The 21,365-nt window shown below is 42.0% G+C and carries 35 protein-coding genes; 33 read left to right on the forward strand and 2 right to left on the reverse strand.

Going from position 1 to position 21,365, the window contains the following annotated elements; translation table 11 throughout:
* Positions 1-34 precede the first annotated feature (34 nt).
* Positions 35-694 (forward strand): YcxB family protein, encoded by a 660-nt coding sequence (locus DWZ93_RS05200; RefSeq protein WP_118452180.1) that lies wholly within the window; start codon positions 35-37, stop codon positions 692-694.
* A gap of 83 nt (positions 695-777) precedes the next feature.
* Here the strand turns inward: DWZ93_RS05200 and DWZ93_RS05205 are convergent, their stop codons facing one another.
* Positions 778-1,710 carry a permease gene (locus DWZ93_RS05205; protein ID WP_243061126.1) on the reverse strand — a complete coding sequence of 311 codons (933 nt, stop codon included), beginning with the start codon at positions 1,708-1,710 and terminating at the stop codon, positions 778-780.
* A gap of 623 nt (positions 1,711-2,333) precedes the next feature.
* Between DWZ93_RS05205 and DWZ93_RS05210 the strand changes: the two genes are divergently transcribed.
* Positions 2,334-3,824 (forward strand): sodium-dependent transporter, encoded by a 1,491-nt coding sequence (locus DWZ93_RS05210; RefSeq protein WP_118452181.1) that lies wholly within the window; start codon positions 2,334-2,336, stop codon positions 3,822-3,824.
* 270 nt (positions 3,825-4,094) lie between these two features.
* Here the strand turns inward: DWZ93_RS05210 and DWZ93_RS05215 are convergent, their stop codons facing one another.
* The gene (locus DWZ93_RS05215; RefSeq protein WP_243061128.1) at positions 4,095-5,033 is read right to left on the reverse strand and encodes a LysR family transcriptional regulator; all 939 of its coding nucleotides are present in this window, start codon (positions 5,031-5,033) and stop codon (positions 4,095-4,097) included.
* Between the two features lie 427 nt (positions 5,034-5,460).
* Here DWZ93_RS05215 and rpsJ point away from each other — a divergent pair, with 427 nt between their 5' ends.
* The 31 genes from rpsJ to DWZ93_RS05370 all read left to right on the forward strand — a co-directional run bounded on the left by rpsJ (position 5,461) and on the right by DWZ93_RS05370 (position 21,302).
* Complete coding sequence (gene rpsJ / locus DWZ93_RS05220) at positions 5,461-5,778, forward strand: 30S ribosomal protein S10 (protein ID WP_118382489.1); 318 nt, start codon at positions 5,461-5,463, stop codon at positions 5,776-5,778.
* Positions 5,779-5,843: 65 nt separating this feature from the next.
* Positions 5,844-6,527 (forward strand): 50S ribosomal protein L3, encoded by a 684-nt coding sequence (gene rplC / locus DWZ93_RS05225; RefSeq protein WP_118452182.1) that lies wholly within the window; start codon positions 5,844-5,846, stop codon positions 6,525-6,527.
* Between the two features lie 31 nt (positions 6,528-6,558).
* The gene (gene rplD, locus DWZ93_RS05230) at positions 6,559-7,179 is read left to right on the forward strand and encodes a 50S ribosomal protein L4 (protein WP_118382491.1); all 621 of its coding nucleotides are present in this window, start codon (positions 6,559-6,561) and stop codon (positions 7,177-7,179) included.
* Positions 7,179-7,484 (forward strand): 50S ribosomal protein L23, encoded by a 306-nt coding sequence (rplW, locus tag DWZ93_RS05235; RefSeq protein WP_118382492.1) that lies wholly within the window; start codon positions 7,179-7,181, stop codon positions 7,482-7,484. The genes rplD and rplW overlap by 1 nt, the downstream gene beginning before the upstream one ends.
* A 68-nt stretch (positions 7,485-7,552) precedes the next feature.
* Positions 7,553-8,395 (forward strand): 50S ribosomal protein L2, encoded by an 843-nt coding sequence (gene rplB, locus DWZ93_RS05240; protein WP_118452183.1) that lies wholly within the window; start codon positions 7,553-7,555, stop codon positions 8,393-8,395.
* A 23-nt stretch (positions 8,396-8,418) separates the two neighbouring features.
* Entirely contained in the window at positions 8,419-8,700 is a 282-nt protein-coding gene (gene rpsS / locus DWZ93_RS05245; RefSeq protein ID WP_118382494.1) for a 30S ribosomal protein S19, read from the forward strand.
* 29 nt (positions 8,701-8,729) lie between these two features.
* Positions 8,730-9,116, forward strand: coding sequence for a 50S ribosomal protein L22 (gene rplV, locus DWZ93_RS05250; RefSeq protein ID WP_118382495.1), 387 nt, complete (start codon positions 8,730-8,732; stop codon positions 9,114-9,116).
* A gap of 11 nt (positions 9,117-9,127) precedes the next feature.
* A complete protein-coding gene (gene rpsC / locus DWZ93_RS05255) occupies positions 9,128-9,781 on the forward strand; it encodes a 30S ribosomal protein S3 (protein ID WP_118382496.1) in 654 nt (217 codons plus the stop codon).
* A gap of 2 nt (positions 9,782-9,783) precedes the next feature.
* A complete protein-coding gene (gene rplP / locus DWZ93_RS05260; protein ID WP_118382497.1) occupies positions 9,784-10,221 on the forward strand; it encodes a 50S ribosomal protein L16 in 438 nt (145 codons plus the stop codon).
* Positions 10,211-10,414, forward strand: a complete 204-nt coding sequence (gene rpmC, locus DWZ93_RS05265) for a 50S ribosomal protein L29 (RefSeq protein ID WP_118382498.1) — start codon at positions 10,211-10,213, stop codon at positions 10,412-10,414. The genes rplP and rpmC overlap by 11 nt, the downstream gene beginning before the upstream one ends.
* A gap of 29 nt (positions 10,415-10,443) precedes the next feature.
* A complete protein-coding gene (gene rpsQ, locus DWZ93_RS05270) occupies positions 10,444-10,698 on the forward strand; it encodes a 30S ribosomal protein S17 (RefSeq protein WP_118382499.1) in 255 nt (84 codons plus the stop codon).
* Between the two features lie 20 nt (positions 10,699-10,718).
* Positions 10,719-11,087 carry a 50S ribosomal protein L14 gene (gene rplN / locus DWZ93_RS05275; protein WP_118382500.1) on the forward strand — a complete coding sequence of 123 codons (369 nt, stop codon included), beginning with the start codon at positions 10,719-10,721 and terminating at the stop codon, positions 11,085-11,087.
* 16 nt (positions 11,088-11,103) lie between these two features.
* A complete protein-coding gene (gene rplX, locus DWZ93_RS05280; protein WP_118452184.1) occupies positions 11,104-11,415 on the forward strand; it encodes a 50S ribosomal protein L24 in 312 nt (103 codons plus the stop codon).
* A 23-nt stretch (positions 11,416-11,438) separates the two neighbouring features.
* Positions 11,439-11,981, forward strand: coding sequence for a 50S ribosomal protein L5 (rplE, locus tag DWZ93_RS05285; RefSeq protein ID WP_118452185.1), 543 nt, complete (start codon positions 11,439-11,441; stop codon positions 11,979-11,981).
* Positions 11,982-11,992: 11 nt separating this feature from the next.
* On the forward strand, positions 11,993-12,178 hold the full coding sequence (locus tag DWZ93_RS05290; RefSeq protein ID WP_118382502.1) for a type Z 30S ribosomal protein S14: 186 nt from the start codon (positions 11,993-11,995) through the stop codon (positions 12,176-12,178).
* A gap of 26 nt (positions 12,179-12,204) precedes the next feature.
* Positions 12,205-12,606 carry a 30S ribosomal protein S8 gene (rpsH, locus tag DWZ93_RS05295; protein WP_118382503.1) on the forward strand — a complete coding sequence of 134 codons (402 nt, stop codon included), beginning with the start codon at positions 12,205-12,207 and terminating at the stop codon, positions 12,604-12,606.
* A 174-nt stretch (positions 12,607-12,780) separates the two neighbouring features.
* Complete coding sequence (rplF, locus tag DWZ93_RS05300) at positions 12,781-13,323, forward strand: 50S ribosomal protein L6 (protein ID WP_118382504.1); 543 nt, start codon at positions 12,781-12,783, stop codon at positions 13,321-13,323.
* 19 nt (positions 13,324-13,342) lie between these two features.
* A complete protein-coding gene (rplR, locus tag DWZ93_RS05305) occupies positions 13,343-13,711 on the forward strand; it encodes a 50S ribosomal protein L18 (protein WP_118452186.1) in 369 nt (122 codons plus the stop codon).
* 14 nt (positions 13,712-13,725) lie between these two features.
* Positions 13,726-14,235 (forward strand): 30S ribosomal protein S5, encoded by a 510-nt coding sequence (gene rpsE, locus DWZ93_RS05310; RefSeq protein WP_118382506.1) that lies wholly within the window; start codon positions 13,726-13,728, stop codon positions 14,233-14,235.
* Positions 14,236-14,253: 18 nt separating this feature from the next.
* Positions 14,254-14,433 carry a 50S ribosomal protein L30 gene (gene rpmD / locus DWZ93_RS05315; protein WP_118382507.1) on the forward strand — a complete coding sequence of 60 codons (180 nt, stop codon included), beginning with the start codon at positions 14,254-14,256 and terminating at the stop codon, positions 14,431-14,433.
* A gap of 30 nt (positions 14,434-14,463) precedes the next feature.
* Positions 14,464-14,904, forward strand: a complete 441-nt coding sequence (gene rplO / locus DWZ93_RS05320; protein ID WP_118452187.1) for a 50S ribosomal protein L15 — start codon at positions 14,464-14,466, stop codon at positions 14,902-14,904.
* Positions 14,904-16,220, forward strand: a complete 1,317-nt coding sequence (secY, locus tag DWZ93_RS05325) for a preprotein translocase subunit SecY (protein WP_118382509.1) — start codon at positions 14,904-14,906, stop codon at positions 16,218-16,220. The genes rplO and secY overlap by 1 nt, the downstream gene beginning before the upstream one ends.
* Before the next feature lie 60 nt (positions 16,221-16,280).
* Positions 16,281-16,925, forward strand: a complete 645-nt coding sequence (locus DWZ93_RS05330; protein WP_118382510.1) for an adenylate kinase — start codon at positions 16,281-16,283, stop codon at positions 16,923-16,925.
* 3 nt (positions 16,926-16,928) lie between these two features.
* Complete coding sequence (map, locus tag DWZ93_RS05335) at positions 16,929-17,693, forward strand: type I methionyl aminopeptidase (protein WP_118382511.1); 765 nt, start codon at positions 16,929-16,931, stop codon at positions 17,691-17,693.
* Between the two features lie 21 nt (positions 17,694-17,714).
* Entirely contained in the window at positions 17,715-17,963 is a 249-nt protein-coding gene (locus DWZ93_RS05340) for a KOW domain-containing RNA-binding protein (RefSeq protein ID WP_118452188.1), read from the forward strand.
* A 13-nt stretch (positions 17,964-17,976) separates the two neighbouring features.
* Entirely contained in the window at positions 17,977-18,195 is a 219-nt protein-coding gene (infA, locus tag DWZ93_RS05345; RefSeq protein WP_004607275.1) for a translation initiation factor IF-1, read from the forward strand.
* A gap of 139 nt (positions 18,196-18,334) precedes the next feature.
* Complete coding sequence (gene rpmJ, locus DWZ93_RS05350; RefSeq protein WP_005339020.1) at positions 18,335-18,448, forward strand: 50S ribosomal protein L36; 114 nt, start codon at positions 18,335-18,337, stop codon at positions 18,446-18,448.
* A 415-nt stretch (positions 18,449-18,863) separates the two neighbouring features.
* Positions 18,864-19,232: a 30S ribosomal protein S13 gene (gene rpsM / locus DWZ93_RS05355; RefSeq protein ID WP_118382513.1), complete on the forward strand. Its 369-nt coding sequence runs from the start codon at positions 18,864-18,866 to the stop codon at positions 19,230-19,232.
* A 28-nt stretch (positions 19,233-19,260) separates the two neighbouring features.
* Positions 19,261-19,656 (forward strand): 30S ribosomal protein S11, encoded by a 396-nt coding sequence (rpsK, locus tag DWZ93_RS05360; RefSeq protein WP_118382514.1) that lies wholly within the window; start codon positions 19,261-19,263, stop codon positions 19,654-19,656.
* A 53-nt stretch (positions 19,657-19,709) separates the two neighbouring features.
* The gene (gene rpsD / locus DWZ93_RS05365; RefSeq protein ID WP_118382515.1) at positions 19,710-20,303 is read left to right on the forward strand and encodes a 30S ribosomal protein S4; all 594 of its coding nucleotides are present in this window, start codon (positions 19,710-19,712) and stop codon (positions 20,301-20,303) included.
* Between the two features lie 39 nt (positions 20,304-20,342).
* Complete coding sequence (locus tag DWZ93_RS05370; RefSeq protein WP_118382516.1) at positions 20,343-21,302, forward strand: DNA-directed RNA polymerase subunit alpha; 960 nt, start codon at positions 20,343-20,345, stop codon at positions 21,300-21,302.
* The last annotated feature ends 63 nt before the right edge of the window (positions 21,303-21,365 follow it).

Here is a 21,365-nt window from a genome sequence, read left to right on the forward strand (position 1 = left end):
GTTATGAAAGACTGGAAGGGGATGTGGCTATAAGATGGAGAATATGAATCAGGAGCTTCAGGAAGATCGCAGAAAGAATCATTATGTGGTGGAAACAAAACGTGACACCAGGCTGATGCTGACATTTATAGAATTTAAGAACAGGGTGGAACATCCGGCAGCTACGGTTTATATGATTGCAATGGGCGTGATGTTGATTGGTTTGATGTATAAGCAGGCAGATAGCATTGCAATGGTTGGAAAAGTAATTGGCTATATATTTGGTGCGGTACTGATATTGATGGGGTTGTTCAGAAAGTATATATCGGTGTATTTGATGAAGAGTAATCCGCAGGTTAATGTAGATGAAGAGATAACATATCTATTTGGTAATACCGGTATAAGAGCTGATAAGCCACAAGAAGGGACGGAAGAACACCTTGCTAATTATAAAGAGGTGTATTGTGTCTGGGAAGATGAAACAAACTATTATCTGGGAATGCATAATGATGATCTGATTGTGTTACAAAAGGCGAATTTTACTACAGGAGAAGCATCTTTGTTCAAGGATTTTATTCTGGAGAAGAGCGGGGCTAAATATATATGGAAGCCTGCGAAGTTTGTAAATGTCTGTAAGAATGCAGTGCTTAAGGCGAAAATTAGAGCCACGCAAATGCAGATGGCAGCGGATCAAGATAATAAAGAAGAAAAATAAAAGAATTCATTCAATGAAAAAGGAGTTTGAATCATAAGATTCAAACTCCTTTGTATTTCGATATTAAGTTTTTTGGATAGGCTTTATGCTGCGTCGCCCTTCTTGATAGCATCATGCAGATACAAGAATGCTGTGATGTATACAACCACAACGATAACCTTTGTTAAAACGTTGATATCCATAGATCCTACAAATTTGTAAGCTACGTATACACCAACTGCTCCAAAGATAGCCTGTGTCCAACATGCAACTGGATCAAAACGTCCAGCTGAGACGAATTTCGGACCATTACCGAAAGCCATCAGGAATGCACAAGATCCCATCATAGCTGGGAATGCACAACTTGCATTCATTCCAAGTGCAAGTACCATAGCCATACAAGGTGCATACAGACCTACACCGATACTCATAAGAGCACCAAAGATAAAGTTACCAACAACAGCAACTACAAGCTTGATTCCGCGAAGTCCAAGTGCCTCGCCCTGTGTACCGAACGGACCAACGCCCAGGTTCTTCATAAGAACTACTGAAGCGAGAATAAACAGACCAACGAACAGAGCATAACGTACTTTCTTACGGTCGAACTTAGATACGACATCAGCCATAACAAATGATCCGAGAATAGATACAACAATCATCAGAACGAGTGTCAGAATATCCATCTCAACAAAACCGAAGAACAGGAAAGCCTCTACACATACAGGAACGGTATCACCTACGTTAAGGGTACCAGGTACTAAGATGTCGTCTACTGCCTTAGTAAATTTGAATCCAGCTGATGAAGGTGCAAAAGAACCAATTCCTAAAGTATCGAAGAAGTTAGCAAAGAAACCGATGATACATGTGGCGATTAAGTTTTTTGGCTGTAATCCACGTTTCCACAATTCTTCACCGTTAAGTCCAAGCTCAGGATCCTTTTCAGGATTAGCACGAAGCTCTTTGGTCTTCTTAGCCATAAGGATAACGTTGAGAAGAATACCGATTACACAAAGTCCCTTCAAAATGTACATTGCCATAAAACATCCCTCCAGATTAATATAAAATTGTAAATGTGCAAAGTGATCACGCCTATATATGTACGTGAATCTGACACCCCGATTTGTCAAATTCACTATAGAAATATGTGTCACTTTCTTTAATTTGATTGTATCAGTCTCCTTGTTAAAAGTCAATCAATATAGGGCAAATAATTAAATTTTTCTTAAACAAAACTAGAATATGGACTAGAATTAGTACTAGACTGGATTCTAGTGGACAAACCGTTACGGGGCAGTTCTTTTTTATACATCTGGAAATTCCGTGTTTTTTCTTTTGAGATAGCTATGACATAAGACGTAATAATATAGACATTAGAATAACTAATATAATTAAATATTAAAAAAATGACAATAATGTATATAGAAACGAATTGATAATAAAAATAAATATAATACTTAAATAAGATTGAAAATAGATCGGTTAATAAGATGAATTATATGCTTTTAGCAATTAGTACTAGTTATAGCGACATTAATATATATAATTTCAATATTGACTTTAAGATAGCGCGATGATAAAATTTAGATAAAGATGAAGTGTGGGTAATTGATATTAAGCAACATGACTTGCGTATGTTGTGGATGGAAATGGGGGCTATTTTATGGAACGGAAACAGGAAAAATTTAGTACCATAGGGTATATAGCTGCTGCTCTGGGTATGTGTATTGGAACTGGTAATGTGTGGCGCTTTCCTCGAATCTGTGCGGCGAATGGAGGAGGAGCTTTTATTCTGGCCTGGACAATTGCAATGCTGGTTTTTGCGGTTCCGCTTCTGTCAACGGAAATGGCGATCGGTAAAAAGGTGAGACTTGGATGTATTGGATCTTTCCGTGATTTCGGCGGAAAGAAATATACGTGGATGGGATTCTTTGTGGTTGCGGTTTGTTTCTTCCTTATGAGCTATTATTGCGTGCTTCAGGGATACTGCCTTAAATATGCTGTGAAGTCCGTTGCTTCATTTGAGACGAATCTGACAACAGATACTACGGCGGCGATCTGGACTTCGTTTACGGATTCGCCGGCACAGGTGATTTTCTTTCATGCGATCGGATTTGCGTTAGCCTGCTTTATTGTGTATCAGGGGATCGCAGGTGGAATTGAAAAGTTCTGTAAAGTTGCAATCCCGGCATTGTTTGCGATTCTTGTTGGGCTGTCAATCTATGCAGTGACATTAAAGGGCGCGGATCAGGGGCTTCAGTATTTGTTTACAATTAAGAAAGAGTATATCCTGAGTCCGAATACCTGGATCCAGGCGTTTATTCAGGCTGCTTGGAGTACCGGAGCGGGATGGGGCTTTATTATCACATATTCTAATTATGTAGGAGAAGATGAGGATGTCCCGACCAGCTGTCTGATCATGGGGCTTGGCGATAACCTCGGAGCAATTCTTTCCGGACTTGTTGTAATTCCGGCAATCTGCGCACTTTCTGCAACACCGGAAGCGGCAACGGAAGCATTGAGCCAGGGTAATTTCGGACTTACATTCATTTACATCTATCAGTTGTTTACAACGATTCCTGGTGGAAGATTTATTTCGTTTATTTTCTTTGGACTGCTTGCGATCGCAGCGATTACTTCGCTTTTCTCAATGATCGAAGTTGGGGTGAAGTGTGTGGTAGATATGGGTGTTGGTCGTAAGAAAGCTGTTGTAGGCGTTTGTTTCGCAGGTTTCGTGGCAGGATGCTTCTCGGCATGGTCTCTGAATAATATTGATAATCAGGACTGGGTATGGGGACTCGGACTTCTCGTTAGTGGAGCCTTTATAGCAATTCTCGCAATCAAGTATGGTGTAGAGAAGCTAAGAACAGAAGAAGTCAATGCGAAGGGTGCAGAGATTCGCCTTCCGAAATGGTACTTTAATACATGTATGCGCATCATGCCTGTATTGGTAGTGATTATGGTTGGCTACTGGCTGCTTCAGACAAAGGAATGGTTCCCGGATACATGGCTGAATCCATTTATTATTCAGGACAATACAGGTACTGTACTGTTGCAGTTTGGTGTGGTGATTGTTGTTGGTATTGCGCTTAGCAAGTTCTTCAACCGCAAAACAGCAAAAGGTCGGATAACAAAAGAAGAGAACTGCAGGTAGAATTGTGAAAGAAGGTGTTCTTTATGACGATGGATGCAATTATTATGATGATAATTACAGTGGTAGGTTACATTGGTGGTTTTAGCTATTTTATGATAAGGGTCTTTAAGAAAGAAAAAAGCAAAGCGATGAGATAGATTTGCTATTACTCACCACCTGAAGAGGTGGGAGTCTTCTTGACTGAGATAAATATCCTCCCGGATTGATATTGGAATATATTGATCTGGGAGGATATTTTTATGGAAATTTTGAGATATAAAAAGCGATCGGTTAATCATCCAGAAGAAAGTCTTTGGCGTACTTTAGGAATATCTTGGTGGCTGGTGATAAGGCATCCTGGGATGTGAATGCCAGTCCAAGTTGTCTGTAAACTTTCGGTACTAACGGACGTACAGCAAAATCCCCGACCTGCCCGCGGAGCAGAAGCCCCGGAAGTATTGTCATTCCTAATTCGTGTTCTACCATTGAAATGGAACTAAATTCGTTGATGGTGACATAGCGGATATCTGGTTTGATCTTATATTGCTTCAAAATGCGATGAACGTCATTGCCCGGCGTGTAGTCGGTAACAACGAAAGGAGCGTCCTGAAACCATTCCAAAGGGATTTTTCCCTGTTTGGCGAATTCGTGTGAGGAAGGAACTACAGCGTAAAGTTCATCGTCCATGACCGGCAGGAACTGATAACGCTGATTCTTCTGGTAACTGATGAATCCGATGTCAACCCGTCGGTTTTCAATCCACTCTGCCAGATCACCCTCGGTTCCCTCTATGATCTTGAAGCGGATGTCAGGATAACTTTTTTGAAATTCGCGGATAATCTTAGGAATCCAGTGGATCGAACAGCTGAGATATGTGCCGATACGGATCGTGCCGACCTGCGCGCCTTTCAGTGAAGCGATTTCCTGGTTGATCTCTTCGTCGGCGTTCAAAAGATTCCGGATGGCAGGAATTAATGCTTTTGCTTCTTTGGTCAATGTGACGCCGTGATTATCCTTTATAAATAGAGAGAAGCCAACTTCTTTTTCGAGTGCTTTCATCATCTGGGTGATACCGGACTGTGTGTAGCCCAGTTCTTCGCCTACGCGGGTAAAGCTGCCGTAGTCATCTGCGGCAAGCATGACTTTCCATCTTTTTGTATCCATGTAACTTCCTTCTTTCCTATTATAATAGATGTATGATATGATGGTAAAAGAAGAATCCTTGACCATAACGTTTCCTTATATATAATATGATATAATATAATGGCACAACGGTCAATGACAATAGAAAGGGATATTTCTGGATAACAGGTATGGTTTTTTTGAGTGCGAAAAGTGTAAAAATACCGGACTCGAGATTGTATTTAAAAAAGTACAATAAAAACAAAAAAAACCTTGCAAATATAAAAGATATCCGATATACTGAAAAAGCTGTGACATTGATAGCTGTGAAGCGCGAGGTTGCCGTCTGAAAATGACGGGTTTTCCGTGGAGCGAATGTCAAGTTAGGAAACTGGCGACAAGTCACTGTACGAAACTATAACGGCCACTGAGATGTGGTAACAACGTGTGAGTTTCTCACGACACACACGGGAGAGTGTACAGTCACCGCTTGTCGTACTGAAGTTAAAAGTACGAAAAGGAGGCGACTTTTTTTATGGCAAGTCAAGTAATGAGAATCACTTTGAAAGCGTATGATCATCAGCTGGTTGATGCGTCCGCTAAGAAAATTATCGAAACTGTAAAGAAGAATGGAGCACAGGTGAGTGGACCGGTTCCGCTTCCAACTAAGAAGGAAGTTGTAACAATTCTGAGAGCCGTTCACAAATACAAAGATTCCAGAGAACAGTTCGAGCAGAGAACTCATAAGAGACTGATTGATATCATCGCACCTACACAGAAAACTGTAGATGCACTGTCCAGACTGGAAATGCCGGCTGGTGTTTATATTGATATCAAAATGAAAAACAAATAAGCAGTCCTAACATTTAGGATGAACACTCATGTGGTGTTCCGCTGTAAATCAAGGAGGTAATTATAATGAAGAAAGCTATTTTGGCTACGAAGGTCGGAATGACTCAGATCTTCAACGAAGACGGAGTACTGACTCCTGTAACAGTTCTTCAGGCTGGTCCTTGTGTAGTAACACAGATCAAGACTGTAGAGAATGATGGATACAGTGCAGTACAGGTTGGTTTTGTTGACAAGAAAGATAAGACAGTTAACAAAGACAAAAATGGTAAAAAAGAAATCGTTCATCGTCACGGTGTGACAAAGGCTGAGCAGGGACATTTTGCAAAAGCTGGTGTTACAAGCAAAAGATACGTGGCAGAGTTCAAATTTGAGAACGCTGATGAATATGCACTGGCTCAGGAAATCAAAGCTGATATCTTTGAGGCTGGTGACAAGATCGATGCAACTGCAATCTCTAAAGGTAAAGGATTCCAGGGCGCGATCAAGAGACACAATCAGCACAGAGGACCTATGACACATGGTTCTAAGTTCCACCGTCATGCTGGTTCCAACGGAGCTGCATCTGATCCGAGCAAGGTATTCAAAGGAAAGAAGATGCCAGGACAGATGGGTAACAAGAAGATCACAATCCAGAATCTTGAGGTTGTTCGCGTAGACGCTGAAAAGAACCTGCTTCTGGTTAAGGGATCTGTACCGGGACCAAAGAAATCTTTAGTAACAATCAAAGAGACAGTAAAGTCTGGCAAGTAGGCTTTAACTAAGGAAAGGAGGAACGCTAGAGATGGCAAACGTAGCAGTTTACAATATCGAAGGTAAAGAAGTTGGTACAATGGAACTGAACGATGCTGTATTTGGTGTAGAAGTTAATGAGCACTTAGTACACATGGCAGTTGTTAACCAGCTTGCAAATAAACGTCAGGGTACACAGAAAGCTAAAACACGTTCTGAAGTATCTGGTGGCGGAAGAAAACCATGGAGACAGAAAGGAACAGGTCATGCAAGACAGGGTTCTACAAGATCTCCGCAGTGGACAGGCGGCGGAGTGGTATTCGCACCGACTCCAAGAGATTATTCATTCAAGATGAATAAGAAAGAGAAGAGAGCTGCTCTGAAATCTGCGCTTACAGCAAAGGTTGAAGAGAACAAGTTCATCGTTATCGACGAGATCGCACTTAGCGAGATCAAGACAAAGAGCATTGCTAACATGCTGAAAGGCTTAGATGTAAGCAAGGCACTGGTTGTTCTTGAAGATGGTAATGTAAATGCAGAGATCTCTGCTAGAAACATTGCTGATGTTAAGACAGCTAAGACAAATACAATCAACGTATTTGACGTTCTGAAATATAACACAGTAGTAGCTACTAAGGCTGCTGTACAGGCAATTGAGGAGGTGTACGCATAATGGCAAACATTCAGTATTATGATGTAATCCTTAAACCAGTAGTAACTGAGAAGAGCATGGAGCTGATGGGTGAGAAGAAATACACATTTCTGGTACACACAGAGGCGACAAAGTCTCAGGTAAAAGAAGCTGTAGAGAAAATGTTCGCAGGAACAAAAGTAAAGAGCGTTAACACCATGAACCTTGACGGAAAACAGAAGAGAGTACGTGGAACATGGAAGTTCGGTAAGACAGCTAAGACTAAGAAAGCAATCGTTCAGCTGACAGATGACAGCGCAGATATCGAGATTTTCGAGGGACTGTAAGAACGAAACTGAGTATACGGTGCAATTCCGTGAGATGAATAATTAGTAATTCGAAAGGAGAAGTAATCATGGGAATTAAGACATATAACCCATATACGCCTTCCAGAAGACAGATGACTGGATCTGATTTTTCAGAGATCACAAAGAAGACTCCTGAGAAATCTCTGCTGGATTCTAAGAGCAGACAGGCAGGACGTAACAACCAGGGTAAAATCACAGTTAGACACCGCGGAGGCGGAGCTAAGAAGAAATACAGAATCATCGACTTCAAGAGAAGAAAAGATGGTATTCCGGCAACTGTAATCGGAATCGAGTACGATCCGAACAGAACAGCTAATATCGCACTGATCTGCTACGCAGATGGTGAAAAAGCATATATCCTTGCACCAGCTGGACTTACAGATGGTATGAAGGTAATGAATGGACCTGAAGCAGAGGTTAGAGTAGGTAACTGCCTTCCTCTTTCAGAAATTCCGGTAGGTACACAGATCCACAACATCGAGCTGTACCCTGGAAAAGGTGGTCAGCTTGTTCGTTCCGCTGGTAACAGCGCGCAGCTGATGGCTAAAGAAGGCAAATACGCAACACTTCGTCTTCCATCAGGAGAGATGAGAATGGTTCCGATCGTTTGCCGTGCTTCTATCGGTGTGGTTGGTAATGGAGACCACAGCCTGATCAACATTGGTAAAGCAGGACGTAAGCGTCACATGGGTATCAGACCTACAGTACGTGGTTCTGTTATGAACCCTAACGACCATCCGCACGGTGGTGGTGAAGGTAAGGCTGGAATCGGACGTCCAGGTCCGTGTACTCCTTGGGGTAAACCGGCACTCGGCCTGAAGACCCGCAAGAAGAACAAGCAGTCTAACAAGCTGATCGTAAGAAGACGTGATGGTAAAGGTATTAAATAATAGATTCGCAAGGAGGTAGAACCATGGCTCGTTCACTTAAAAAAGGACCATTCGCAGACGCTAGTCTGCTTAAGAAGATTGATGCTATGAACGCATCTGGCGACAAGTCAGTTATCAAGACCTGGTCTCGTCGTTCTACAATCTTCCCAAGCATGGTTGGACATACAATCGCCGTTCATGACGGAAGAAAACACGTACCGGTGTATGTGACAGAAGATATGGTTGGACACAAGCTTGGAGAGTTTGTTGCAACCAGAACATACAGAGGACACGGAAAAGACGAAAAGAAATCTAAAGTTAGATAATTAACAGTATTTGAAAGGAGGGTTCATCCATGGCTAAAGGACATAGATCCCAGATCAAGAGAGAAAGAAATGCTAACAAGGACACAAGACCTTCAGCAAAGTTATCTTACGCTAGAGTGTCAGTTCAGAAAGCATGCTTCGTATTGGATGCCATCAGAGGTAAGGATGTACAGACAGCACTTGGTATTTTAACTTACAATCCAAGATATGCTTCAAGCTTAATAAAGAAATTATTAGAGTCAGCAATCGCAAACGCTGAGAACAACAACGGTATGAGCGCTGATAACCTTTACATTGCAGAAGCTTATGCAAATAAAGGACCAACAATGAAGAGAATCAGACCTAGAGCCCAGGGTAGAGCTTACAGAATCGAAAAGAGAATGAGCCACATTACACTGGTACTGGATGAAAGATAAGGAGGGCAATCATGGGACAGAAAGTTAATCCTCATGGCTTAAGAGTCGGTGTTATCAAGGATTGGGACTCTAAGTGGTATGCTGAGAAGGAATTCGCAGATTACCTTGTAGAAGACCATGAAATCAGAACATTTCTTAAGAAGAAATTATATAGCGCTGGTGTTTCTAAGATTGAGATCGAAAGAGCATCTGACCGCATCAAGATCAGCATTTACACTGCTAAACCGGGCGTAGTTATCGGTAAGGGCGGTTCTGAGATCGAAAAAGTAAAAGCTGAACTTGCTAACTACACAGACAAGAAGTTAATTGTAGATATCAAAGAAGTTAAGAGACCTGACAAAGACGCTCAGCTCGTAGCTGAGAACATTGCACTGCAGCTGGAGAATCGTATTTCGTTCAGACGTGCTATGAAGTCTTGCATGTCCAGAACAATGAAGTCCGGAGCACTTGGTGTGAAGACATCTGTTTCAGGACGTCTGGGTGGAGCTGATATGGCTCGTACAGAGTTCTACAGTGAGGGAACAATCCCGCTTCAGACACTGAGAGCAGACATTGACTACGGATTCGCTGAGGCCAATACAACTTACGGAAAAGTTGGTGTTAAGGTATGGATTTACAAAGGCGAAGTTCTTCCGGAAAAAACAGCTAAGGAAGGAGATAGATAATCATGTTAATGCCAAAAAGAGTTAAACGTCGTAAACAGTTCCGTGGATCCATGAAAGGAAAAGCTCTTCGTGGAAACACTCTTTCATATGGTGAATTTGGTATTGTTGCAACAGAACCTTGTTGGATCAGATCTAACCAGATCGAGGCTGCCCGTGTTGCTATGACTCGTTATATCAAGCGTGGTGGTAAAGTTTGGATTAAGATTTTCCCAGATAAACCAGTAACTACAAAACCAGCTGAAACACGTATGGGTTCCGGTAAAGGTACCCTTGAGTACTGGGTAGCAGTTGTGAAGCCAGGCCGCGTAATGTTCGAGATCGCAGGCGTATCTGAGGAAGTTGCAAGAGAGGCACTTCGTCTTGCTACACACAAATTACCTTGTAAATGTAAAATCGTTTCTCGCGCAGACTTAGAAGGCGGTGATAACAGTGAAAATTAATGCATTTGTAGAAGATTTAAAGACAAAATCAGCTGCAGAGCTGAATGAAGAATTAGTAGCTGCTAAAAAGGAACTCTTTAACCTGAGATTCCAGAACGCAACAAACCAGTTAGACAATACCAGCAGAATCAAAGAAGTTAGAAAGAATATCGCAAGAATCCAGACTGTGATCACTGAGACACAGAGAGGTTAATTAGCTTCTTAAAGAAAGGAGTAAATGTCGTGGAAAGAAATCTTAGAAAAACACGTGTAGGCAAAGTTGTCAGCAATAAGATGGATAAGACTATCGTAGTTGCTGTAGAAAATCATGTGAAACATCCACTTTACAATAAGATTGTAAAAAGAACTTATAAATTAAAAGCTCACGATGAAGAGAACACATGCAACATCGGAGATATTGTTAAAGTTATGGAGACAAAGCCAATCTCTAAGGATAAGAGATGGAGACTTGTCGAAGTTATGGAAAAAGCGAAATAGTATAAGGAGGGAAACCTGCAATGATACAGCAAGAAAGCAGATTGAAAGTAGCGGATAATACAGGTGCTAAAGAGTTACTTTGCATCCGCGTGCTTGGCGGCTCAACCAGAAGATATGCAAGCATTGGCGACGTTATTGTTGCAACTGTTAAAGATGCAACACCAGGCGGCGTTGTTAAAAAAGGCGACGTTGTGAAAGCTGTAGTTGTTCGTACTGTAAAAGGTACTCGTCGTAAAGACGGATCTTACATCCGTTTTGATGAAAATGCTGCTGTAATTATTAGAGACGATAAGAACCCAAGAGGAACCCGTATCTTTGGGCCAGTAGCGAGAGAGCTTCGTGACAAACAGTTTATGAAGATTGTTTCCTTAGCTCCGGAAGTACTTTAAGGAGGTGCGATCACAAATGGCGACAATGAAAATCAAAAAAGGCGATATGGTTAAAGTAATTGCCGGAAAAGATAAAGATAAAGAAGGCAAAGTTATCGCTGTTAATCATAAAAATGGAACAGTCCTTGTCGAAGGCGTCAATATGCTGACAAAGCACACAAAACCAAGTATGGCTAACCAGAATGGTGGAATCATTCACCAGGAAGGACCGATCGACGCATCTAACGTTATGTATCTTCACAAAGGTGAAGCTACAAGAGTCGGTTTCAAGATGGATGGCGACAAGAAGGTTCGTGTTGCTAAGAAAACAGGCGAAGTAATTGATTAATTTGAGGAAGGAGGTCCAGAGCTTTGAGTAGCAGATTAAAAGAACAGTACCAGAACGAGATCGTTGATGCAATGATCAAGAAGTTCGGTTATAAGAATATTATGGAAGTACCAAAACTCGATAAAGTTGTTATCAACATGGGTGTTGGTGAAGCAAAAGATAATGCAAAAGCTTTAGATTCAGCAATCGCTGATATGGAGAAGATCACAGGACAGAAAGCCGTTGTTTGTAAGGCTAAGAAGTCAGTGGCTAACTTCAAGATCAGAGAGGGCATGGCAATTGGATGTAAGACTACCTTAAGAGGAGATAAGATGTACGAGTTCGTTGACCGTCTGGTTAACCTTGCTCTTCCACGTGTACGTGACTTCAGAGGTGTTAATCCGAATGCATTTGACGGAAGAGGAAATTACGCTCTTGGTATCAAAGAGCAGCTTATCTTCCCAGAGATCGAGTACGATAAGGTAGATAAGGTTAGAGGAATGGATGTTATCTTCGTAACAACTGCTAAGACTGACGAAGAAGCAAGAGAACTGCTGAAACAGTTCAACATGCCATTCACAAAATAAGGAGGTAAATTATGGCTAAGACAGCAATGAAAATCAAACAGCAGCGCAAACCAAAATTCTCTACAAGAGAATACAGCCGTTGCAGAATCTGCGGACGTCCACATGCGTATTTGAGAAAATATGGAATCTGCCGTGTTTGCTTCCGCGAACTGGCTTACAAGGGACAGATCCCAGGCGTAAAGAAAGCTAGCTGGTAAACATTAGAAAAGGAGGATACAGATCCATGACTATGAGTGATCCAATTGCAGATATGCTTACAAGAATTCGTAATGCGAATACTGCTAAACATGATACAGTAGATATTCCTGCATCTAAGATGAAGATCGCAATCGCTGATATTCTGGTAAATGAAGGATATATCGCAAAATATGACATCGTAGAAGACGGAGCGTTCAAGACAATCCGCGTAACACTGAAGTATGGTGTTGACAAGAATGATAAAGTTATTACAGGTCTTAAGAGAATCTCTAAGCCAGGTCTGCGTGTATACGCTAACTGCGAAGAGCTTCCTAAAGTTCTTGGAGGACTTGGAACAGCTATCATTTCTACAAATCAGGGCGTAATCACAGACAAAGAGGCTAGAAAAGCCGGTGTAGGTGGAGAAGTACTTGCATTTGTATGGTAGGCCGAAAGCAACTTAGTGAAAGCGAGCCGGAAGGCTCTGCTTGAACTTAGTGCGAGGTCGTTCTTTGAACTTAGCGAGGTATTTTCGAGCTTAGTGAAAAGAACTTCCGCAATATAGTAACTGAAAACAGAGCGGCTAAGCCGCTCCGAGAATCTAAGTTAAGGAGGAAAGGCAATGTCACGTATCGGAAGACTGCCAATCGCAATTCCAGCAGGAGTAACTGTTGAAATCGCAGAGAATAATGTAGTGACCGTTAAAGGTCCTAAGGGAACTCTTACAAAAGAGCTTCCAGTAGAGATGGAAATCAAGCAGGAAGGCGAGACCATCGTAGTAACAAGACCAAACGATCTGAAGAAGATGAAATCTCTTCATGGTCTTACAAGAACACTGATCAATAACATGGTTGTTGGTGTTACCGAAGGATACAAGAAAGTTCTGGAAGTAAACGGTGTTGGTTATAGAGCGGCTAAATCAGGAAATAAACTGACTCTGAGCCTTGGATACTCTCACCCGGTTGAGATGATCGATCCAGAAGGTCTTGAGACTGTTCTGGAAGGACAGAATAAGATCACTGTTCAGGGTATCGATAAAGAAAAAGTTGGCCAGTATGCGGCTGAGATCAGAGACAAGAGAAGACCGGAGCCATATAAGGGCAAGGGAATCAAGTATGCTGATGAAGTAATCAGACGTAAAGTTGGTAAGACAGGTAAAAAATAATTAAGGAGGGTGAGAGATAATGGTTAGCAAGAAATCAAGAAGCGAAATTCGTGTTAAAAAGCACATGAAAATACGTAACCGTTTCAGCGGTACATCTGAATGCCCGCGTTTAGCAGTATTCAGAAGCAATAATCACATGTATGCTCAGGTTATTGATGACACAGTTGGAAAGACTCTGGTATCCGCTTCCACTCTTCAGAAAGATGTGAAAGCCAATCTGGAAAAGACCAACAATGTAGAAGCTGCTGCATACCTTGGAAAAGTGATCGCTGAGAGAGCACTTGAAAAGGGCGTTAAGGACGTAGTCTTTGACAGAGGCGGATTCGTTTATCATGGAAAGATTAAAGCATTAGCAGACGCAGCAAGAGAAGCTGGTTTGAATTTCTAGAAGGAGGAGCACACATGAAACAGGAACGTATTGATGCTAGTTCATTAGAATTAACAGAAAAAGTAGTATCAATTAAGCGTGTTACCAAGGTTGTTAAGGGTGGTCGTAATATGAGATTCACAGCTTTAGTAGTTGTTGGCGATGGTAACGGCCATGTTGGTGCAGGCTTAGGAAAGGCAACCGAAATTCCGGAAGCTATCCGCAAAGGAAAAGAGGATGCAGCTAAGAAGCTTATTTCTGTAGCATTAGATGAAAATGGAAGTATTACACATGATTTGATCGGTAAATTCGGAAGCGCTTCAGTATTACTGAAGAAGGCACCTGAAGGTACTGGAGTTATCGCCGGTGGTCCGGCACGTGCCGTTATCGAGATGGCAGGTATTAAGAACATCCGTACAAAATCTCTCGGATCTAACAATAAGCAGAACGTAGTTCTTGCTACTATTGAAGGTCTGAAAGAGGTTAAGACTCCAGAAGAAGTGGCTAAGCTTCGTGGAAAATCCATCGAAGAGATCTTAGGCTAATAAGGAGGTAGAACCGAAATGGCAAATTTGAAAATCACATTAGTAAAATCTACAATCGGCGCTGTACCGAAGCATAAGAAGACTGTAGAAGCTCTTGGACTGAAGAAGGTTAACAAGACTGTTGAACTTCCAGACAACGCTGCTACAAGAGGTATGATCAAACAGGTACAGCACCTGGTAAAAGTTGAGGAAGCTTAATTAATTTATATTGAGTAAGGAGGTGTCACGATGGACTTATCTAATTTAAGACCAGCTGACGGAGCAAAGCAGAGCGATAACTTCAGAAGAGGACGTGGACATGGTTCTGGAAATGGTAAGACTGCAGGTAAGGGACACAAGGGTCAGAAAGCTCGTTCAGGCGGCACAAGACCTGGTTTCGAAGGCGGACAGATGCCACTGTACAGAAGAATTCCTAAGAGAGGATTCACTAACAGAAATTCTAAGACAATCGTTGGAATTAATGTAAGTGCTCTGGAAGTATTTGATAATGATGCTGTAGTTTCAGTAGAGACATTGATCGAAGCAGGAATCGTTAAGAACCCAAGAGATGGCGTTAAGATTCTTGGTAACGGTGAACTGACAAAGAAACTTACAGTTCAGGCAAATGCATTTAGTGCCGGTGCGGTAGCTAAGATTGAGGCTCTTGGTGGAAAAGCAGAGGTGATCTAATGTTCAAAACAGTTCGGCGGGCATTTCAGATTGAAGATATTCGAAAGAAAATCTTTTACACCTTCATGATGCTGGTTGTGGTTCGTTTAGGATCACAGCTGCCGACTCCAGGTGTAAACCCGGACTATATTAAAAACTTTTTTGCACAGAACACGGGGGATGCGTTTAACTTTTTTAACGCATTCACCGGTGGATCTTTTGAGCAGATGTCAGTATTTGCTCTGAGTATTACACCATACATTACTTCATCTATCATCATTCAGTTGCTCACAATTGCAATTCCTAAGTTAGAGGAAATGCAGCGCGAGGGCGAGGATGGAAGAAAGAAGATCGCATCTTTTACAAGATACCTTACTGTAGCTCTGGCATTGATGGAATCAACTGCTATGGCAATTGGTTTTGGACGTCAGGGTCTGCTTCAGGAATACAATTTTGTAAATGCAGCAATTGTTGTATTAACGCTGACTGGCGGATCCGCACTTCTGATGTGGATTGGTGAGCGTATCACAGAGAATGGTGTTGGAAATGGTATTTCAATTGTATTGTTGATTAACATCCTTTCGCGTGTTCCTAGTGATCTGAACACACTGTTTGAACGTTTTGTAAAAGGTAAGACTATTGCTAAGGGCGGGCTTGCAGCAATTATTATTGCAGCAATTATCCTGGTTCTTGTTGTAATGGTTGTTATTCTTCAGGATGGAGAACGCAGAATTGCCGTGCAGTATTCACAGAAGATGCAGGGTAGAAGAACTTATGGCGGTCAGTCAACTCATATTCCTATGAAGATTAATACTGCCGGAGTTATTCCTATTATCTTTGCTTCTTCTCTGATGCAGTTTCCGATTGTAATCGCATCTTTCCTTGGAAAAGGTAACGGAAGCGGAATTGGAAGCGAGATTCTTCGAGGAATGAATCAGAGCAACTGGTGTAACCCACAGAATATTAAGTATTCTTGGGGACTGGTTGTATACATTATATTAACCGTATTCTTCGCTTATTTTTATACTTCCATCACATTTAATCCGATGGAGATTGCAAATAATATGAAGAAGAGCGGTGGATTTGTCCCAGGTATCAGACCGGGACGTCCAACGGTCGAGTATTTGACCAGAATTCTGAACTACGTCATTTTTATGGGCGCAGTCGGACTGGTAATCATTCAGTTTGTGCCGATCTTGTTTAATGGATGGCTGGGAGCAAAAGTATCATTTGGTGGTACTTCCCTTATCATTATCGTCAGTGTTATACTGGAGACATTGAAGCAGATTGAGTCGCAGATGCTCGTTCGCAATTACAAAGGATTTTTAAATAACTAAGCATTTTGACCTGCGGATTATTTCGCGGGTTAAAATACTATAAAGGAGGATGTGTATAGTATGAAGATCATTATGCTGGGTGCACCTGGTGCAGGTAAAGGAACACAGGCTAAGAAAATTGCTGCAAAATACGGGATTCCGCATATTTCTACAGGAGATATTTTCCGCGCCAATATTAAGAACGGAACAGAGCTTGGAAAAAAGGCTAAGACCTACATGGATCAGGGACTTCTTGTTCCGGATGAACTGGTAGTTGACTTGGTAGTTGACCGTGTCAATCAGGATGACTGTAAGAATGGTTATGTTCTGGATGGTTTCCCGCGTACGATTCCTCAGGCTGAAGCATTGACGGAAGCTCTTGAGAAAATGGGACAGAAGGTAGATTTTGCAATTGATGTAAATGTACCGGATGAGAACATTGTAAAACGTATGGGCGGAAGAAGAGCATGCGTGACATGTGGTGCTACATATCATATGGTATATGCTCCGACCAAGAAGGAAGGTATCTGTGATACCTGTGGCGGAGAGCTGATCCTCAGAGATGATGATAAGCCAGAGACAGTTCAGAAGAGACTGAATGTATACCATGATCAGACACAGCCGTTAATTGACTACTATACCAGTCAGGGAATCCTCCGTACAGTGGATGGAACTGTAGATATTGATGATGTATTCCGCGCAATTACGGAATTTCTGGGAGCATAAGTTATGCCGATTACCGTAAAATCACCTAGAGAAATTGAACTGATGGCTGAAGCAGGACGTATCCTGAGTCAGGTACATCAGGAACTTGGTAAGGCATTGCACCCTGGAATGAGTACCCTGGATATTGACCGATTGGGTGAGGAGATTATAAGGGGATACGGATGTATCCCTTCTTTCCTTAATTATAATGGCTATCCGGCATCTATCTGTGTATCATTGAATGAAGAGGTCGTCCATGGAATACCGTCAGCTGACCGTATTATCAAAGAGGGCGATATAGTCAGCCTGGATGCAGGAGTCATTTATAAAGGCTACCATTCTGATGCTGCCAGAACTCACGCAGTGGGCGAGGTCAGTAAAGAAGCCGAGGATTTGATCAGAGTTACCAGAGAAAGCTTTTTTGAAGGCATAAAATATGCGAAAGAAGGCAATCATTTATTTGATATCTCCGGAGCTATTGGCAGATATGCTGAAGAACGAGGCTATGGGGTAGTAAGAGATCTGTGCGGACATGGAATCGGGACAGCACTTCACGAAGCACCTGAGATTCCGAATTACGAGATGAATCGAAAAGGTGTGCTTCTGAAAGCCGGTATGACGCTGGCAATTGAGCCGATGATCAATGCCGGAAGCTGGGAAGTTGACTGGATGGATGATGACTGGACAGTAGTGACCAGAGACCGTCGCCTGTCAGCGCATTATGAAAATACCATATTAATCACAGACGGTGAACCGCGCATTCTGTCCCTGACGGAAGATACACCGTAGTGCGGAAGAAGCGAGGAATATATGGACAGATATAGAAAAGGAATGCTGGTAAGGTCAAAAGCCGGACACGATACCGGAAAGGTATATATAATAGTAGAAAGCGCGGACGCATATGTGCTGGTCTGTGATGGCAGGATCCGGACACTTGCCAATCCGAAGAAAAAGAAGTTCAAACATTTGCAGATCATTAACCGGGAATATCCGATCGAGACAATGAATGATGTTCAGATCAAACGGATATTGAAAGAATATAACAGGGAAGAGAATTAGGAGGATATAAGATATGTCAAAGGCTGACGTAATTGAAATTGAAGGAACAGTTGTAGAGAAACTTCCAAATGCGATGTTTCAGGTAGAACTTGAGAATGGACACCAGGTTCTCGCACACATCAGTGGTAAGCTGAGAATGAACTTTATCAAGATTCTTCCGGGAGATAAGGTAACACTTGAGTTGTCACCATACGATTTATCTAAGGGAAGAATTATCTGGAGAGATAAATAAAAAAAGTATTGACGTAGTAATATTAGCGATGCTATAATATGTAAGCACGTTTTTGGGTGCTTTTATTTCGTTATGCAATTTTAAAGGCACACAAAGCAAAGAAACTAAAGGCAAAGCAATGGATGAAAGGAGGATCCCCGTGAAGGTTAGATCATCAGTAAAACCAATTTGCGAAAAGTGCAAAGTAATTAAAAGAAAAGGAAGCGTTCGTATTATTTGCGAAAATCCAAAGCATAAACAGCGTCAGGGATAGGCATTGAACACTATTATTTGAGATGCATTTATGAATTTTGGAGTGAATTAGGCGGCTGATAGCAGATACGCCAGGCGGCGTGTAAGCTATTTAATATACAAGGAAGCACCAAAGCCGGTGAAGTCCTCGTATATTGCTTCTAATGCCGGCTCGTCATTACCGGGACAAGACCGGTGGCCGGAAAGGGCGTGATACCGAACACGCCTGGGAACCAGGAGTTCCCCTATTAAAGACAATATGAAACAACAGGGAGAAATGCTGAGTCCGAGGAAGACTGACGTTGCAAGCTTGCTTGCAAAACGGCAGAATTCGAGGACGAAATAGGGCGCCAGCCCATCATCGAGCCGCAGCAAAGCGGAGGCGAGATGTGCATTTCGACAACCAAAACAACAAGGAAAAATGGAGGAAAAATCACATGGCTCGTATTGCAGGTGTAGACTTACCAAGAGACAAACGTGTTGAGATCGGATTGACTTATATCTACGGAATCGGTAGAACAAGTGCAACTCGTATTTTGACAGAAGCAGGAGTTAATCCTGACATTCGCTGCAGAGATCTGACAGACGAAGACGTTAAGAAGATCAGTGCAGTAATCGATGAAACTCAGGTTGTAGAAGGTGATCTTCGTAGAGAGATCGCTCTGAACATCAAGAGATTACAGGAGATCGGATGCTACAGAGGTATCCGTCACAGAAAAGGACTTCCGGTTCGTGGTCAGAAGACAAAGACCAATGCAAGAACAAGAAAAGGTCCTAAGAGAACAGTAGCTAATAAGAAAAAATAAGTTAAGGAAAGTGTAGGTTAGTTTTATTATGGCAAAGAAAGTTACAAAAAAAGTGACAAAAAAACGTGTCAAGAAAAACGTTGAACACGGACAGGCACATATCCAGTCATCTTTCAACAACACAATTGTTACATTAACAGATGCACAGGGTAATGCTCTTTCATGGGCAAGTGCTGGTGGTCTTGGATTTAAAGGTTCAAGGAAATCTACTCCATATGCAGCACAGATGGCAGCTGAGACAGCAGCTAAGGCAGCATTAATTCATGGTTTGAAGACAGTAGATGTATTTGTAAAGGGACCTGGTTCAGGAAGAGAAGCAGCAATCAGAGCACTTCAGGCATGCGGAATTGATGTAACAAGCATCAGAGACGTAACACCGGTACCACACAACGGATGCCGTCCGCCGAAGCGCAGAAGAGTCTAGTCGAAACATTGATAACCATAAATTGGCGAAATAATTAGGAGGATATATAGAACATGGCAGTAAATAGAGTTCCGGTTCTTAAGAGATGCCGTTCCCTCGGAATGGATCCGGTATATTTGGGAATTGATAAAAAGTCTAACAGACAGTTAAAGAGATCTAATAGAAAAATGAGTGAGTACGGTCTTCAGCTGCGTGAGAAACAGAAAGCTAAGTTTATCTACGGCGTACTTGAGAAACCTTTCAGAAACTATTTCGAGAAAGCTCAGCGTCAGCCGGGTATGACAGGTCCTAACCTGATGATCCTGCTTGAGAGCAGACTTGATAACGTAGTATTCCGTATGGGTCTTGCTAGAACACGTCGTGAGGCTCGTCAGATCGTTGACCACAAGCATGTTACAGTTAATGGTAAGCAGGTAAACATCCCATCTTACCTTGTTAAAGCTGGTGATGTGATCGAAATCAAAGAGAAATGCAAAGGATCTCAGAGATACAAAGATATCCTTGAGGTAACAGCAGGACGTCTCGTTCCAGGATGGATTGAAGCAGATCAGGAGAACCTGAAAGCTACAGTTAAGGAACTTCCTACTCGTGATGAGATTGATGTTCCAGTTGACGAGATGCTGATCGTCGAGTTGTATTCTAAATAATAAGATTTAGGTATTCATCCCACAAGGAGGGACTATATAGTGTTTGATTTTAATAAACCAAATATCGAGATAACCGAGATTTCAGATGACAAGAGATATGGAAGATTTGTTGTAGAGCCTTTGGAAAGAGGATATGGTACAACACTTGGAAATTCTCTCAGAAGGATCATGCTTTCTTCACTTCCTGGTGCTGCAATCAGCCAGATTAAGATTGATGGAGTACTGCATGAGTTCAGTTCCATCCCGGGTGTAAAAGAAGATGTTACAGAGATCGTTATGAACCTGAAATCACTGGCGATCAAGAACACATCAGAAACTGACGAACCAAAGACTGCTTACATTGAGTTCGAAGGTGAAGGTGTGGTAACAGGCGCAGATATCCAGGTGGATTCAGACATTGAGATCATGAATCCTGAGACTGTTATTGCCACATTGAATGGTGGAGCTGACAGCAAGCTGTATATGGAACTTACCATTACAAAGGGTCGTGGATATGTGAGTGCAGATAAGAATAAGACAGAAGACCTGCCAATCGCAGTGATTCCGATTGATTCTATCTATACACCGGTAGAGCGCGTTAACCTTACTGTGGAGAATACACGTGTTGGTCAGATTACAGACTTTGACAAACTGACATTAGATGTTTGGACAAACGGAACTCTGCTTCCGGATGAGGCTGTAAGTTTGGCAGCAAAGGTATTAAGTGAGCATCTGAAACTGTTTGTAGACCTGTCTGAGGTAGCTCAGTCAGCAGAAGTAATGATCGAAAAAGAAGACGATGAGAAGGAAAAAGTGCTTGAGATGAGCATCGATGAACTTGAGTTGTCTGTTCGCTCTTACAACTGCCTGAAGAGAGCGGGAATCAATACAGTAGAGGAACTTACAAACAGAACACCAGAAGACATGATGAAGGTACGTAACCTTGGTCGCAAGTCTCTGGAAGAAGTATTAGCAAAGTTAAAAGAGCTGGGTCTCGAACTCAGCCAGGGAGAGGAATAGAATTCCGTCCTTACGTAAATATAAACCAAGGTATCAGTAAGACCAAAGAGCGTGATATCGCAT

Origin of the sequence: Dorea sp. AF36-15AT (genome assembly GCF_003477705.1) — a bacterium.
In the GTDB taxonomy this organism is placed as follows: Bacteria; Bacillota; Clostridia; order Lachnospirales; family Lachnospiraceae; genus Claveliimonas; species Claveliimonas ammoniilytica.